A 15,689-nucleotide genomic window follows, 5' to 3' on the forward strand; every position below is an offset into this window, starting at 1 on the left:
CGCTTGCCATCACCATTGAAGGCAAGCGTGCGAGCGATCACGCGTCGACGTGCGGCGGGCGTCAGTTCGCGACGGGGCCGATTCGCGCCGTGCGTGCGTTCGCTCTCCCCGTCATGCCGGCTCGGGAAGTAAGACCGGTTCCAACGACGCGACTTTGCCCCCCACCCGCTAATCCCGGCTACAAGCCGACATCCACCCACACCGCATGATGGTCGCTGCCATCGGCAATCGCCGCTTCCGGAGCGGTGCTGGCCGGCCAGAAGATGCCGCTGCCGATCAGGGTGAACCGGTGCGATGGCAGCACGTAGTCCAGGCGCATGGTGCCGGCCTGCGGGCCGAAGTCGCCGGTGACCTGGTGCGGGTCGCCGATGTGCACGATGCCTTGCGCGGCGTATTCGGCAGTCTTTTCCGGGCCGCCGTCGCTACGTGGGGTGGGGTACTGCAGCACGCGCGGGTGATGGATCAATGCGCTGATCGCTTCGTGGCGGCCGGCACCATCGATCGGGTCGTTGTTCAGATCGCCAAGGATCACAAAGTGCGCATCGGCTGCCAGGCCGCCGCAGATTCCCTTGTCATCGCACAACCAGCGCTTGCTGTCGGCCGCGTTGTCCAGGTATGCACGCCACAGCGCGAGCTCGTCGTGGTTGCGGGCGGCGTTGCGTTTTTCCGCGCCATCGAACACCGGCGGCGTCGGGTGCGAAACCAGCGCATGCACGACACCGAGCGGCGTGCGCACCGGCACATCCCAATGCGATTTTGACGACAGGCGCAGCTGCGACCAGATCGCGTCGCTGTAGAACGAACGCCCGGTCCCCGGATCCAGCGGCCGCAGCGCACCCGGCAACGCGCTCCATTTGAGCAATTGAAAACTGCGCACGGCCTGCGCATCGATCGGATACCGCGACAGCACCAGCATGCCGTACTGGCCGGGATGCAGCCCATAGCCCCAGGCATCGTTGCCGCGGGTGCGGCCGTCGCCACCGACACTGCCGTTGTTGTCCAGGTCCAGGCCGCTCGGCACGCCGGTATTGACCGGTGCCAGATACCGATATGGGTAGCGCAACGCGTCTCCGCCGCCCGGCTGGGCGACCTGCAGATAGCGCTGCTGGAACAGATCGGCAGCGCGGTGGTCGGGATCGAAATCGAATTCGTTGAGCAGCACCAGATCAGGGCGCACGCGCTGCAGCACGGCAGCGATCTTGCGTGCATGCGCGCTGTCGCCCTGCAGTTCGCGCACCAGGCCGCCGGCCTCGTCGGAGTACAGCGAGGTGTTGTAGGTGGCGATGCGCAGCTGTGTCGGCACAGCGCCGCCCGCGCTATCGGAGGTGGCGGCCGATGCAGGCGTGCGATGGGTGCAGGCGGCGCAAAGCGCGGTCAATGCGAGCAACAGAAGAGGTCTGATCATCGCCCGATTCTCGCATGCCGGATGCGACAGGCCGATGTCGCGCGCTGCGATTCACGGTGCCGATGCGGCCGGCGGCAGCCCGCGCCACTGACGGCCGTCGTAGGCCTCCAGTGCGTTGAAGCGACGCTTGTAGTTCATCTTGGCGTGGCCATCGATCCAATAGCCCAGATACACGTGCGCGCGTCGCTCGCGCTGCGCCCATTGAATCTGCTGCAGGATCGCGAAGGTGCCCAGGCTGCGCGCGGCCGCCTCCGGCGCGTAGAACGTGTACACCGCCGACAGCGCATGCTCGGTCACATCGGTGACCGCGACGGCGAGCAGCCGTCCCGGGGCATGCGCCACGGACGGTTCGCGGATTTCCAGAAACCGCCCATGCGACCAGCCGCCGATCAGGAACTGATCGAATTCGCTGCCGCCGTGCTCGTCCATGCCGCCACCGGGGTGGCGGGATTTAAGGTAATGGCGGTACAGGGCCAGTTGCTCGTCGGTGCGCTGGGCCGCGACCACGCGCACGACCAGATCCTGGTTGCGCGCAAGGCAGCGGCGTTGACTGCGATCGGGCCGAAACGCATCCACCGCAATGCGCACCGGCACGCATGCGCGGCAGCGCTCGCAATGCGGCCGGTACACCAGATCGCCGGAGCGACGGAATCCCCATGCCAATGCCTGCGGATAGATCGTGCCAAGGCGCGGGTCATGCGGGTCCAGCACCAGATCGCGCGCACGACGCTCGGGCCAGTAGCCGCAGGCATGCTCACCGGTCTGGAACAGGCGCAGGTCGTCGTGGGTGTCGGCGTGAATGGCCATGCGCGCAGGATAGCGCCTGTGCGTCGCAACAGCGGCGACTGTCCGCCGGATGAATACGCCAGGTGCGCGCGTCAACGTGCGCGCCGATGGCTCGTTGATGTGGGTGTTGGTGGCAGCGCACGGCCTGTCCGGATGCGCCACCCACGCGATGCGGCCCATGCAGGTGCCGCGTGTGGTTCCCACAATCAGGAGTTTCCCATGACGTCTCGCAAACCTTTCCTCGCCCTGGCCGTGCTGGCTGCACTGTCCACCGGGGTCGTGTTCGCCGCCACTGTGCCTGTTGCCGGCGATGCGCCGCGTCCTGGCAAGCTCGACAGCAATAACGATGGCGTCATCGATCGCAGCGAAGCGGCCGCCGCCCCCAAGCTGGCCGCGCAGTTCGATACGCTGGACGCCAACAAGGACGGCAAGCTCTCGCGCGATGAGCGCCCGCGTCATCGCGGCCCGGGTCGCGACGGACGTGGTGACTGGATGGCCAGATTCGACACCAACAAGGACGGCCGCATCAGCCGCGAGGAAGCCAAGGCCGATCCGAAGTTTGCCGCGCGCTTCGATCAGATGGACCTCAACAAGGACGGCTTTGTCGATCGTGCCGACCGTGAGCTGCGCATGCAGCAGCATCGTGATGCCTGGTTTGCCAAGGCCGACACCGACAAGGACGGAAAGCTGAGCAAGGCCGAGTTCGATGCCGCATCGAAGCTGCGCGGCGAGCACGGCCCGCGTGGCCCAGGTGAGCACGGTGAGCATGGCGACCATGGCAAGCGTCCGATGCCGGCCAAGCCTGCTGCAGGCAACTGAGTATGTAGGTGCAGTGCAACGGGTTGAACAATGCAGTGCTCGGATGATGCCGCCGTCATGGCGGTGGCTCATCCGCAACAGGTAACAAGGCGCCGATCGACAGACGGCCTCCCGCGAAAGCAGGAGGCCGTTTTTTGTGCGCACGTTGTCGGATCTGCCAGGTACGGGGAGTGTTTACCGCCTCTAGTTACGGCAACCGCCTCATCGCTGACTAATGGCCACCTCCAAGCGCCGTTGGTCGACCTGGGGCGGAACCTCGATCGCGCCTTCTGCAGCGGCAAGGGTGCGGCAACTTGCGGGCGCCACGTTGGTCAATCGACATCATCCGATGACCGAGATCGCCTCAACAAGCCAGACAAGCGCCACGTAGAATGCTGCCGGCACGCGCAGGTGGCACACCTCGCGCATGTTGGTGACAAACGCGCTACGCGCATCCGGCCGATCTGCCACGTGCGGGCCCCTGGCATGCGGATCGATCCCTGTGTTGGAGTACCTCATAGCATCCCCAGCTTGATGTAGTGACGCAGGATCGGCAGCACCACCGCGACGTTGCTGACGATCACTGCGCCAGGGCTGAACATGCAGCGGTAGAGCAGCGGTGCCCGGGTGGCCCCACGCCGACGTGCATCGCGCTCCAGCATCGGGTGCATCACCCGCGGCAGCACCATGAGGGACTGATAGTTGACCACCAGCAGGCCTGCGCATAGCGCCAGCAGCGACGCCCATGGGCTGACTTCGACCCATCTCAGCATCAGCGTGGCGCTGCAGACCAGCACGGAGACCAGTGTGATTGCACGTATAAAACGTCGCACGGCTGCCGCCTCGCTGGGCGATTGCGCAAAGCGCAACAGGTAGTGGCCCGACCAGTAGGTGGCCAGCGCGGCGATCAGCACGCTGCCTGCGGCCAATAGCGCCGGCGCGCCCAACCAGACACTCGCCGCGCCTGCTGCGCCACCACTGCCGAGTGCCGCGCCGGTCAATCCACCGGCGCCGAGTTTACCTGCGCCCCCGAGACTGCCCAAGGCGATGGCCGCGCTGGCGGTGCCGGGTGCCGCCAGCATCGTCGCCGAGGTCACTGCCGTGGCAAACGCGACACTGGGGGCACTGCTGCGTGCGACTTCGCCGAACCTGCGCAGCAACTCGTCGCGCACGCTGGCGCGCGCACGCGACAGGCGCTTGCGAACCGCCGCATCGCTCAGACCGAGCAGCGAGGCCACCTGCTGCGAGCTCTGGCTTTCGCGGTAATACAGCAGCAGGGTTTCGCGGCTTTCTTCGGGCAATGCGGACATGATGTCGAGCGCGGCGATCTCTTCCTCCGCCTTCAGCAGGCGGTCGGCGGGCGAGGGCGCAGGGTCGGCGGCCATGGCGATCGCCAGATCCGCCGCCTCGCCGCTGAGTGCGCGATGGCGATTGGCGCGTAGCCAGTCGCGTGCCAGATTGCGGGTGATCTGGCGCAGCCACGGCAGGAAGCTGGCGGGCTGATGCAGTTGCGCCAGCCGCTGCCAGGCGCGCAAAAACGCTTCCTGGGCGATGTCCTCGCTGGCGGCGATATCGCGGGTGATCGCAAGTGCAATCGCGGTGACGGTGTTCTGGCAGGCACCGACGATGCGGCCGTATGCCTGCTGGCAGCCGGCCGCGGCACTGGGCAGTTCGCGTTGCAGCATCAGATCCAGTGTGTCGGCATTCATCGGCGCAATCCCGTCCTGTTCCCAGCATGACGCATGGGCACGGTGGATGTGACCGATACGATGTGGTGGTGGGCGGATGCGGCCTTGGAGACGCCGGTCAACGATCATGCACGGGCGCAGCCGAGCCGATGCTCCATCGACCGGGGCTGGCCCGGCTCTTCAACGCATGAGGACACGGTCCGCAGCGAACGCATTGTTGGTGTCGCCAGGTGGGTCACCCGGTCCCGGCAGTAGCGGCATGACACGATCGGTACCGGCGACCGCAAGCGATAACGGTCGAGCGACTGCCGACCGCGACCGGGTCTGAGCCGCATCGACGGCGCATGATGGCCGCCGTCCGCGCCGAACCCACCGTCGGTGTCGATCCACTGATCGACCTGCATCCCAGGTAGCGGCGCAGTGGGGACGTGCCTGTAGCCATGGTGGGCAGCGAGCGAGTGGGTACGCCCATGCCGGCCCGGGCCGACCCACGCAGCATCAGCGGCGCTCAGCGCGCCGGCTGGATCCGCACCCGCATTTCTTCCTCGTCCGCCGGTGGTGTCGCGTCCGGGGTCGATCGCGAGGCGGGCTGGGTGGCCGGCGCGACCGGCGCCGGAGCGCTGCGATGGCGCATCACCACCACCATGGCGACCGCGCCAATCACCAGCAACAGCATCAGACGGATGCGCCATGCCCAGCTGCGTGCGGTGGTGCTGGAGCCGTTTTCGCCTTCACGGAAGGTGTATTCCACGTTCGGCAGATCGCGGCGGGTGGTATCGAGCAGGCGTGCTTCGCGCAGCAGGTCGCGCGCGCGCGGCTGGTCGTCGGCGTGCACGATCCACACCGTGGGATAGGCCTGCGCGTTGCCTTGCTCCAGGTAGCTGAACTGGCCGGTGCGCTTGCTCTCATACGAGCGGCCATTGCTCATGCGCACGTCGATGCCGGCGTTGCGCAACAGATTGGCCACGCCCTCGGCGGTTTCGATACGTTGACTGCTGAAGATCTTGCGCATGCTGGTGAAAACCGCCGTTGGGTCCGGAACAGATGGCGCCAGTGCTGCGCCGGTTCAAGATGAAAGAAGGATGCCGCTGATCGCTGTCGCTAGCTGGCCGCACGCGCGCCGGCGAACACACCCGCGCATGGTCGTGGCCACTCGCATGCCGGGTGGTGAACCGCCAGCGCGCCCAGCCCCTGCGCTGGCGATGAATGAGTCCGCGCCACAAGCGCGCCACGCATCTGCGCCTAGCCCTTGGCCGGCACGGCAATCGCGCTGCCGTCGGGCACCACGCGGATCAGGCCTTCCTGCGTGGTGCTGGCGACCAGCACGCCATCGCGGGTGAAGAACTGCCCGCGTGCCAGGCCGCGCGCGCCCTGCGCGGTGGGGCTGTCCAGCGAGTACAGCAGCCAGTCGTCGGTACGGAAGGGGCGGTGGAACCAGAGCGCATGGTCGAGCGAGGCCATCTGCACATTCGGCGTGTAGTAGCTGATGCCGTGCGGAAAGGTCGAGGTGCCCAACAACTGGAAATCCGAAGCGTAGGCCAGCAGCACCTGGTGCAGGCCGACATCGTCGCCGATCGGGTCGTTCAGGCGCAGCCACATCTGCTGGAACGGTGGGCGCTTGGGTGGCTTGAGCTCGTCGCGCGGAAACACATGGCGAAATTCGAACGGGCCACCGCGCGAGAGCCAGCGCTGCACCTTCGCCGGCAGCTTTGCCAGCACCTCCGGCGCCAGCGGCGCGGCCGGTTCGATGTCTTCCGGCGGCGGCACCACCGGCATCGCCGACTGATGCTCGGCGCCGTCTTCGTGTTCCTGGAACGAGGCCGCGCAGAAAAAGATCACCTTGCCGTGCTGGATCGCGGTGACCCGCCGCACCGAGAAACTGCCGCCATCGCGGGTGCGGTCGACGTCGTAGACGATCGGGTGGTCGATATTGCCTGCACGCAGAAAATAGGCGTGCAGGGAATGCGCCTGGCGGCCGTTTTCCACCGTGGCCTGCGCGGCCGACAGCGCCTGGCCCAGCACCTGCCCGCCGAACACGTACTTGGTGCCGATGTCGCGGCTCTGGCCGCGAAACAGGTTGTCTTCCAGGCGCTCCAGCGACAGCAGGCTGATCAGTTCGGAGACGACGGGTTCGGCGGTGGCGGACAAGAGGCTGGCCTGGGCGTGCGACGGACCACGATTATAGCGGGCCGCCTGCCAGCCACCGTGCGGGGGCCGGGCTCAGGCCTTCTGTAGCCGTGCGGCCAGGCCGCGCAGCGCGGCCTGGGCATCGGGTGCGTACCAGCCATCGACAAAGCGCTCCAGCTGGATCAGCTCCGGCGCCAGTGCAGCGCGCAGATCCTCCCTGGCCACCGCGCGCGTGGCCAGCATCGGCTGCCGTGGCAGTTGTTGCAGCTCCTGCAGCCACGCCACCGCGCGTGCGGTGACCAGCTCGCCGTCCACCAGCTCGTCCACCAGGCCGATCTGGGCGGCCTGTTCGGCCGGCAGCAATTGCCCGGAAATCAGCAGGCGTTCGGCGCGATGCGCCCCGACCACGCGGCGCAGCAGCCGCTGGATGCCTTCCGGCGCCGCCAACCCCACCTGCACTTCATTCAGGCCGATCGTGTACGGCCTTGCGGTATCGGCGCTGCGCGCCATCACCCGGTAGTCGCAGCACAGCGCCAGCACGCAACCGCCGGCCGGCGCATGGCCGCCGATCGCCGCCACCACCGGCACCGGGCAATGGGCCAATGCCTGCGCTGCCTCGAAGAAGGCCGTCCAGCTGGCCAGCAGCGCAGCGCGGTCGGTGCCATGCGACAGCAGGTGCGGCACATCCATGCCGCCGGAAAAAATGCGTTCGCTACCCGACAGCACCACGCCGTCGACATCGCTTCCCAGCTGCTGCACGGCGGAAGTCAGTGCCTGGCAGAGTGCGGTATCCAGCGCATTGACCGGCGGGCGCGCTAGGCGGAGTTCGCGAAGACGGCCGTGGTCGAGGATTTGGATGCTCATGCGGGGCTCCTGAAAGTCGGGTCATGATAGACGGCCGTCGCTGCATGCAGCGCGTACATGCAGACGCGCTGCTGGTCCGGTGCTGCGTTTTGGCGTGCAGGCACATCGCACATCAAGCGCATATGCCGAGCCAGCTGTTTCGCCAGGGGCGGGAAATGCGCAAATAAAAACGGCGGCTCCATCAAGAAGCCGCCATGCGTCATTCAACCGCGTCCGTGCTGAGCGCGATCAGCTGCTCGCTGCGCGTACCGCATCCGGCAGCGCCGCGCTCTTGCCGGTCTGCGTATCGATCCACACCACCACCACATTGCCGTCCGAATACAGCACGCCCTCGTCCTTCTGGTCGACGATGCGGTGGCCGATGGTGATGCTGCTGCTGCCCAGGCGCTCGACGAACAACTCCACCGTGATGTCGTTGGGCCACACCAGCGGGCGCTTGTAATTGACGTTGGTGGCGGCGACCACTGGCGCGATACGGTCGGTCATCGACACGCCTTGCACGCCCAGCATCCAGCGCACACGCGCTTCTTCCAGGTACGAGATGTATTTGGCGTTGTTGACGTGGCCCATGCTGTCCATGTCGCGCCAGCGCACGCTGATCGGGATGCGTGCCAGGATCTTGTGTTCGCTCATCAGCTTGCCTTCTTCTTTGCAGTCTTCTTGGTGGCGGACTTGGCGACCTTGGTCACCTTCTCCGGTTTGACCTTGCGCGGCGGGCGCGCATCCGGCTTGTTGGCCATCGCGGCCGGGCGGGTTTCGCGCGCCTTGACCGACGGCAGCATCTTGGCCAGGAACTGCCCGGTGTAGGATGCCTCGTGCGCGGCCACCTCTTCCGGTGTGCCGGACACCAGGATGGTGCCGCCACGATGGCCGCCCTCCGGGCCCAGGTCCACGATCCAGTCGGCGGTCTTGATCACGTCCAGATTGTGTTCGATCACCACCACCGTGTTGCCCTCGTCGCGCAGCTTGTGCAGCACGCCGAGCAGCGCTTCGATGTCGTGGAAGTGCAGGCCGGTGGTCGGCTCGTCGAGGATGTACAGGGTGCGCCCGGTATCGCGACGCGACAGTTCCTTGGACAGCTTGACGCGCTGCGCCTCGCCACCGGACAACGTGGTCGCGCTCTGCCCCAGCTTGATGTAGCTCAGGCCCACATCGACCAGCGTTTCCAGCTTGCGCGCGATCGATGGTACCGGCTCGAACAGGCGCAGCGCATCTTCGACGGTCATCTGCAACACGTCGCTGATGTTGAAGCCCTTGTAACGGATCTCCAGTGTCTCGCGGTTATAGCGTTTGCCATGACAGACATCGCACGGCACATAGACGTCGGGCAGGAAATGCATCTCCACCTTGATCATGCCGTCGCCCTGGCAGGCCTCGCAGCGGCCGCCGCGTACGTTGAAGCTGAAACGGCCCGGCGAATAGCCGCGCGCGCGCGACTCGGGCACCTGTGCGAACAGCTCGCGCAGCGGAGTGAACATGCCGGTATACGTTGCCGGGTTCGAGCGCGGCGTGCGTCCGATCGGCGACTGGTCGATATCGACCACCTTGTCGAACAGATCGAGATTTTCGATCTCCCGATGCGCCGCCACCGGATGCGAGGCGCCGTTGATCTCGTTGGCTGCCAGCGAAAACAGCGTGTCGTTGATCAAGGTCGACTTGCCCGAACCGGACACGCCGGTGATGCAGGTCAGCAGGCCGGCCGGAATCTCCAGGTCGACATTCTTGAGGTTGTTGCCGGTGGCCCCGCGCAGATGCAACATCATCTTCGGGTTGGGCTTGTGGCGCTGCTTGGGAATCTCGATGCGGCGCTTGCCGGACAGGTATTGCCCGGTCAGCGAACGTGGCGAGTCCAGGATGTCCTGCAGCGTGCCTTGCGCGCAGATTTCGCCACCGTGCACGCCCGCGCCGGGGCCGATGTCCAGCACATGGTCGGCCAGACGGATGGCGTCTTCGTCATGTTCGACCACGATCACCGTGTTGCCGAGGTCGCGCAACCGCGTCAGCGTGCCCAGCAGGCGCTCGTTGTCGCGCTGATGCAGGCCGATCGACGGCTCATCCAGCACATACATCACCCCGACCAGGCCGGCGCCGATCTGGCTGGCCAGGCGGATGCGCTGCGCCTCGCCGCCGGACAAGGTGTCGGCCTTGCGTTCCAGAGTGAGGTAGTCCAGGCCCACGTCGACCAAAAAGCCCAGGCGCTCGGCGATTTCCTTGACGATCTTGCTGGCGATCTCGCCGCGCCAACCCGGCAGCGACAGGCCCCGGAAAAAGCTCAACGCCTCGTTGACCGGCAACACCACCAGCTCCGGCAGCGGACGATCCGCCACAAACACGTTGCGCGCAGCACGATTCAAGCGCGTGCCATTGCAGGCAGGGCAGGGCTGCTGGCTGACGTACTTGGTCAGCTCTTCGCGCACGGCCGGCGATTCGGTCTCGCGGTAACGGCGTTCCAGATTCGGCAGGATGCCTTCGAAGCGGTGCTTGCGCGTGGTGCGCCCGCCGGCATCGGTGAAGTAGGTGAAGCTGATCACCTCATCGCCGCTGCCGAACAGCACCGCCTGGCGCACCTTGGCCGGCAGCGAGTTCCACACCGCATCCACGTCGAACTTGTAGTGCTTGGCCAGCGAGGCGATCAGCTGGAAATAATAGGCGTTGCGCCGGTCCCAGCCACGCACCGCGCCGGCCGACAGCGACAGCTCCGGATGTACCACCACCCGGTCCGGGTCGAAGAACTCGGCCACGCCCAGGCCATCGCAACTGGGGCAGGCGCCCACCGGTGCGTTGAACGAAAACAGCCGCGGTTCCAGCTCCGGCAGCGAGTAATCGCAGACCGGGCAGCTGTACTTGGACGAAAAAAGGTGCGGCGCCGCGGCCGGGTCGTCCAGCGACTGCACAGCCACCATGCCTTCGCCGAGCTTGAGCGCGGTTTCGAAGCTTTCCGCCAGCCGTTGCTTGATGTCCTCGCGCGGACGGAAGCGGTCGATCACCGCCTCGATGGTGTGCTTCTGGCGCAGCGCCAGCGGCGGCACCGCGTCGATTTCGTACAGCTCGCCATCCACGCGCACGCGCACGAAACCCTGCGCGCGCAGTTGCTCGAACACCTGCGCATGCTCGCCCTTGCGCTCGCGGATCACCGGCGCCAGTAGCATGTAGCGCTGCTCCTGGTCCTGGGTGAGCATGTGGTCGACCATCTGGCTGACCGTCTGCGCCTCCAGCGGGAAGCCGTGGTCCGGGCAGCGCGGCTGACCGACGCGCGCGTACAGCAGGCGCAGGTAGTCGTAAATCTCGGTGATCGTGCCGACCGTGGAACGCGGGTTGTGCGAGGTCGACTTCTGTTCGATCGAAATTGCCGGGGACAGGCCTTCGATATGGTCCAGGTCCGGCTTTTCCATCACGCTGAGGAACTGGCGCGCATACGCCGACAGCGATTCGACGTAGCGGCGCTGGCCCTCCGCATAAATGGTGTCGAACGCCAACGACGACTTGCCCGAGCCGGACAGGCCGGTGATCACGATCAGTTTGTCGCGAGGCAGGTCGAGGTCGATGTTCTTGAGGTTGTGCGTCCGCGCGCCGCGGATGCGGATGAAATCCATCGCCATGGGGGATCCGATGTCGGGCCGGCGAACCGGCAGTGGTGCGAGCGTGCTCAGCAGGAATGAGTGGCAGTCGATCAGCCTACCCGCCGACCTAGGTGAGGGCAATTGCCCCAAATGCCAGTCTGCCGGGGCCGTTGTGGCGGCCGGATGATGCGTTCCACCCGTCCGATTCGGGTGCGCGGCTGCGAACCTGCTTGCGGGTTGACCCGAAACCCGCTAGGCCAGTACAATCCCGCTCCTGTCTGCCCCATGGGCAAGTCAGGCGACCATAATAACTACAGAGGAACACCTGGTCATGTACGCAGTTCTGGTAACCGGCGGTAAGCAATACCGCGTCGCGCAGGGCGAAACGCTCCGCGTGGAAAAGCTCGAAGTCGAAGCAGGCAACGAGATCAAGTTCGACACCATCCTGATGCTGGGCGATAGCGATGGCATCAAGCTGGGCGATGCGCTGAAGGGCGCCTCGGTCACCGCCAAGGTCGTGGCCCATGGCCGCGCCGACAAGGTGCGCATCATCAAGTTCCGTCGCCGCAAGCACCACATGAAGCGTCAGGGACACCGTCAGTACTACACCGAAATCGAGATCACCGGCATCGCCGGTGGCGACAAGAAGTAAGGAGAACCAGTCATGGCACATAAAAAGGGCGTAGGTTCCTCGCGCAACGGTCGCGATTCCAACCCGAAGTACCTCGGCGTGAAGATTTTCGGTGGCCAGGCCATCGACGCCGGCAACATCATCGTGCGTCAGCGCGGCACCCAGTTCCACCCGGGCGCCGGCGTCGGCCTGGGTCGTGACCACACGCTGTTTGCGTTGGTCGACGGCAAGGTGGAGTTCTCCACCAAGGGTCCGAAGAAGCGTCGTACCGTCAGCGTGGTTGCCGAGGCGTAATCGCCCGCTCCATGCAGGCCAGTTCGTCAGGCATCGCTGCCCGGCGGACGAGACGGAAAGCCCCGCTTTTGCGGGGTTTTTCGTTTGACGGCTGGAAGTAGGGATTCGGGATTGGGGATTCGCAACGGCGGATTTCGATCGTCCCGATACCGTAGCTTCCTGTTATCTCCGCGCTCGCCAAGCGGCGTCCTGCGGTGGTGTTACCAATCCCAAATTACGAATCCCAAATCTCATGAAGTTAGTCGACGAAGCAGAAATCCTGGTGACCGCCGGTAATGGCGGCAATGGCTGTGTCGGCTTTCGCCGCGAGAAGTTCATTCCACTTGGTGGTCCCGACGGTGGCGATGGCGGTGCCGGCGGCAGCGTCTGGATCGTCTCGGACGAGAACGTCAACACCCTGGTCGATTTTCGTCATGAGCGCACCTTCAAGGCGCAGCGCGGCGAGAACGGCATGGGCCGTCAGGCCTATGGCAAGGGGGGCGAAGATCGCGTCATCGTGGTGCCGGTCGGCACCGTGGTCATCAATGTGCAGACCGACGAAGTGATCGGCGACCTGACCCAGCATGGCGATCGACTGCTGGTGGCCAAAGGCGGCAAGGGCGGTCTGGGCAACATGCATTTCAAGAGCTCGGTCAATCGCGCGCCGCGCCAGTCCACCACCGGCGAAGAGGGTGAGGAGCGTCTGCTCAAGCTCGAGCTCAAGCTGCTGGCCGACGTCGGCCTGCTGGGTTTCCCCAATGCCGGCAAGAGCACGCTGATCCGCGCGGTGTCCTCGGCGACGCCGAAGGTGGCCGACTATCCGTTCACCACGCTGTATCCAAATCTGGGCGTGGTCAGTGTCGAGGCCTATCGCAGCTTCGTGATCGCGGACGTGCCGGGCCTGATCGAGGGGGCCGCCGATGGTGCCGGCCTGGGCACGCAGTTCCTGCGCCATCTGCAGCGCACCCGGCTGCTGCTGCATCTTGTGGATATTTCGCCGATGGATGGGGGCGTGGACGCCTCACCGGTGGATCAGGTGCGCACCATCGAGCGCGAGCTGGAACGTCACGATGCCGAGCTGCTGAAGAAGCCGCGCTGGCTGGTCCTCAACAAGGCCGACCTGATGTTCGAGGACGAAGCGCGTGCCGCCGCCGAAACCATCGTGGCCGAGCTGGGCTGGACCGCGCCGTGGTATCTGGTGTCAGCGCTGGGGCGCGATGGCACGTTCCCGATCATGAAGGATGTCATGGCGTTCTTCGACCGCCAGCGCGAGGACGAGCTCGAGGCGCGCAATGCGGGCTGAGTGCACGTACAGGCACACAAAAAACCCGGCCGAGGCCGGGTTTTTCTGTGTTGCCGGAAGCCAGGCTTCCGGTAACGGCGCGGTTGATCGCTTACGCGGCCTTGATGGCCTTGATGCGAGCGGTCAGACGGCTCTTGTGGCGCGCAGCCTTGTTCTTGTGAATCAGGCCACGGGCGCTGAAACGGTCGAGGATGGGCTGAGCAACGGCGAAAGCAGCTTCGGCGCCTGCGGCATCGTTGGCGTCAAGGGCCTTGATCACCTTCTTGACGGCGGTGCGCAGCATCGAGCGCTGTCCGGTGTTGCGCTCATTGCGCACAACGGTCTGCTTGGCGCGCTTCTTGGCGGACTTGATATTGGCCACGGTGGTGGTTTCCTGAAGAATCGGTGTAGTGGAAAAAGCAAGCGGGAAAGTATGATGGACCCAGATATGTACGTCAAGTCAGTTGTCAAGAGGGATGCAGCGTGAGCAAGCCTGGCATGTTGAGAGGCCTGCTCTCATTCAGCAGTATGACCATGGTGTCGCGGGTGCTGGGACTGGTTCGCGACCAGGTCATCACCACCACCTTCGGCACCAATGCAGTGACCGATGCGTTTTGGGTGGCATTCCGGGTCCCCAATTTCCTGCGCCGGCTATTTGCCGAAGGGTCCTTCGCCACCGCGTTCGTGCCGGTGTTCACCGAGATCAAGGAAACCCGCCCGCATGCGGACCTGCGCGAGTTGATGGCACGGGTGGCAGGCACGCTGGGCGGAGTGCTGCTGCTTGTCACCGCGCTGGCGCTGATCTTCGCGCCGTCGCTGGCCACGCTGTTCTCCAGTGGGGTAGATACGGATCCGGCCAAGCATGGCCTGCTGGTGGATCTGTTCCGTCTGACCTTCCCGTTCCTGCTGTTCGTCTCGCTGACCGCGCTGGCCGGCGGGGCGCTGAACAGTTTCCAGAAGTTCGCCATGCCGGCGCTGACCCCGGTGATCCTCAACCTGTGCATGATCGCCGGCGCCGTGTGGCTGGCGCCGAAGCTGGGCGGCACTCCGGAAAAACAGATCCTGGCGCTGGGCTGGGCGGTGCTGGCGGCAGGCATGCTGCAGTTGCTGTTCCAGCTGCCTTCGCTGAAAGGCATCGACCTGCTGACCCTGCCGCGCTGGGGCTGGCGCCATCCGGGCGTGCGCAAGGTGCTGACCCTGATGGTGCCGACCCTGTTCGGCTCATCGATCGCGCAGATCAACCTGCTGCTGGACACCGTCATCGCGGCCAGGCTGACCGATGGCTCACAGTCGTGGCTGTCGCTGGCCGACCGCTTCCTGGAATTGCCGCTGGGCGTGTTCGGGGTGGCGCTGGGCACGGTGATCCTGCCGGCGCTGGCGCGCCATCACGTCAAGACCGACCGCAACGCGTTCTCCGGCGCGCTGGACTGGGGCTTTCGTACCACGCTGCTGATCGCGATGCCGGCGATGCTCGGCTTGCTGCTGCTGGCCGAGCCGCTGGTGGCCACCTTGTTCCAGTACCGCCAGTTCACCGCGTTCGATACGCGCATGACCGCGATGTCGGTCTACGGGCTGAGCTTCGGCCTGCCGGCCTACGCCATGCTCAAGGTGCTGCTGCCGGCGTTCTACGCGCGCCAGGACACCCGTACTCCGGTACGCGCCGGCGTGGCGGCGCTGGTGGCCAACATGGTGTTCAACTTCGCGTTGCTGGCAGTGGTCTACCAGATCATGGTGCCGCCCGAGCTCAAGGCCCAGGGCGTGATGCAGGCGCTGGGCAAGCAGCCGGGTCTGCATCTGGCGCTTGGCATTGCGAGCGCGCTGTCGAGTTATCTCAATCTCGGGTTGCTGTGGTACTGGCTCGGCAAGTCCGGCGTCTACCAGCGGCGGCCGGGCTGGGGCGGCTATGCGGTACGCCTGTTGCTGGCGTGCGCGGCCATGGTAACGGTGCTGTTGGGCGTGTTGTGGTGGCTGCCATCGTTCACCGTGATGGATAAATGGCATCGCATCGGTTGGTTGGCGGTGCTGGTCGGCAGCGGCGGGCTGACCTACGTGGTCGCCCAAGTGGCGTTGGGGTTGCGGCCGCGGCATCTGCGGGAGAGCTGAGCCGCCCTGGTTCCGAACATTGCAGCGGCCCCTGGCGAGCTCCGCCGGGGTGTCTGCAATCAGCGCGGCCGCACAGGCGTGGAAGGTCCGGGGCGGCCCTGGCCGACGTTACGGTCGGGGAGCGGATTCCAGTCGCTGCCTGCCCAGGCCACGCGCGTGGGTGGTGCTGCGC

At 65.7% G+C, this 15,689-nt stretch carries 14 protein-coding genes; 5 read left to right on the top strand and 9 right to left on the bottom strand.

All coding sequences use genetic code 11. The annotated features are described in order from the left end of the window. Positions 1 to 178: 178 nt before the first annotated feature. A complete protein-coding gene (locus tag VZ068_RS06870) occupies positions 179 to 1,405 on the bottom strand; it encodes an endonuclease/exonuclease/phosphatase family protein (RefSeq protein ID WP_259153218.1) in 1,227 nt (408 codons plus the stop codon). A 51-nt stretch (positions 1,406 to 1,456) separates the two neighbouring features. After that, entirely contained in the window at positions 1,457 to 2,371 is a 915-nt protein-coding gene (locus VZ068_RS06875) for an arginyltransferase (RefSeq protein ID WP_349657249.1), read from the bottom strand. A 39-nt stretch (positions 2,372 to 2,410) separates the two neighbouring features. Between VZ068_RS06875 and VZ068_RS06880 the strand changes: the two genes are divergently transcribed. Continuing rightward, positions 2,411 to 3,010 carry an EF-hand domain-containing protein gene (locus tag VZ068_RS06880; RefSeq protein WP_349657250.1) on the top strand — a complete coding sequence of 200 codons (600 nt, stop codon included), beginning with the start codon at positions 2,411 to 2,413 and terminating at the stop codon, positions 3,008 to 3,010. Between the two features lie 494 nt (positions 3,011 to 3,504). On the opposite strand, the gene VZ068_RS06885 is transcribed toward VZ068_RS06880, so the two are convergent. From VZ068_RS06885 to uvrA, 6 genes are all read right to left on the bottom strand, one after another. Then, positions 3,505 to 4,698: a sigma-70 family RNA polymerase sigma factor gene (locus VZ068_RS06885; protein WP_259153220.1), complete on the bottom strand. Its 1,194-nt coding sequence runs from the start codon at positions 4,696 to 4,698 to the stop codon at positions 3,505 to 3,507. Between the two features lie 487 nt (positions 4,699 to 5,185). After that, positions 5,186 to 5,689 (bottom strand): DUF2007 domain-containing protein, encoded by a 504-nt coding sequence (locus tag VZ068_RS06890; RefSeq protein ID WP_259166093.1) that lies wholly within the window; start codon positions 5,687 to 5,689, stop codon positions 5,186 to 5,188. 230 nt (positions 5,690 to 5,919) lie between these two features. Further along, positions 5,920 to 6,825: an acyl-CoA thioesterase II gene (gene tesB, locus VZ068_RS06895; RefSeq protein ID WP_259153222.1), complete on the bottom strand. Its 906-nt coding sequence runs from the start codon at positions 6,823 to 6,825 to the stop codon at positions 5,920 to 5,922. Positions 6,826 to 6,897: 72 nt separating this feature from the next. Continuing rightward, a complete protein-coding gene (locus tag VZ068_RS06900; protein ID WP_349657251.1) occupies positions 6,898 to 7,668 on the bottom strand; it encodes an enoyl-CoA hydratase/isomerase family protein in 771 nt (256 codons plus the stop codon). A gap of 228 nt (positions 7,669 to 7,896) precedes the next feature. Continuing rightward, positions 7,897 to 8,301, bottom strand: coding sequence for a thioesterase family protein (locus tag VZ068_RS06905; protein ID WP_259153224.1), 405 nt, complete (start codon positions 8,299 to 8,301; stop codon positions 7,897 to 7,899). Then, positions 8,301 to 11,267 (bottom strand): excinuclease ABC subunit UvrA, encoded by a 2,967-nt coding sequence (gene uvrA / locus VZ068_RS06910; protein WP_259153225.1) that lies wholly within the window; start codon positions 11,265 to 11,267, stop codon positions 8,301 to 8,303. The genes VZ068_RS06905 and uvrA overlap by 1 nt, the downstream gene beginning before the upstream one ends. Positions 11,268 to 11,559: 292 nt before the next feature. On the opposite strand from uvrA, the gene rplU reads away from it, so the two are divergent. From rplU to obgE, 3 genes are all read left to right on the top strand, one after another. Further along, entirely contained in the window at positions 11,560 to 11,880 is a 321-nt protein-coding gene (gene rplU / locus VZ068_RS06915; protein ID WP_005989959.1) for a 50S ribosomal protein L21, read from the top strand. A gap of 12 nt (positions 11,881 to 11,892) precedes the next feature. Beyond that, positions 11,893 to 12,153: a 50S ribosomal protein L27 gene (gene rpmA / locus VZ068_RS06920; protein WP_003484326.1), complete on the top strand. Its 261-nt coding sequence runs from the start codon at positions 11,893 to 11,895 to the stop codon at positions 12,151 to 12,153. Between the two features lie 232 nt (positions 12,154 to 12,385). Next, positions 12,386 to 13,435, top strand: coding sequence for a GTPase ObgE (obgE, locus tag VZ068_RS06925; RefSeq protein ID WP_259153246.1), 1,050 nt, complete (start codon positions 12,386 to 12,388; stop codon positions 13,433 to 13,435). A 91-nt stretch (positions 13,436 to 13,526) separates the two neighbouring features. Here the strand turns inward: obgE and rpsT are convergent, their stop codons facing one another. Further along, positions 13,527 to 13,796, bottom strand: coding sequence for a 30S ribosomal protein S20 (gene rpsT, locus VZ068_RS06930; protein ID WP_002807888.1), 270 nt, complete (start codon positions 13,794 to 13,796; stop codon positions 13,527 to 13,529). A 116-nt stretch (positions 13,797 to 13,912) separates the two neighbouring features. On the opposite strand from rpsT, the gene murJ reads away from it, so the two are divergent. Next, positions 13,913 to 15,517, top strand: coding sequence for a murein biosynthesis integral membrane protein MurJ (gene murJ / locus VZ068_RS06935; RefSeq protein ID WP_349657252.1), 1,605 nt, complete (start codon positions 13,913 to 13,915; stop codon positions 15,515 to 15,517). The last annotated feature ends 172 nt before the right edge of the window (positions 15,518 to 15,689 follow it).

It is taken from the genome of Xanthomonas sp. 10-10 (assembly GCF_040182365.1).
GTDB classification, from domain to species: domain Bacteria; phylum Pseudomonadota; class Gammaproteobacteria; order Xanthomonadales; family Xanthomonadaceae; genus Xanthomonas; species Xanthomonas arboricola_F.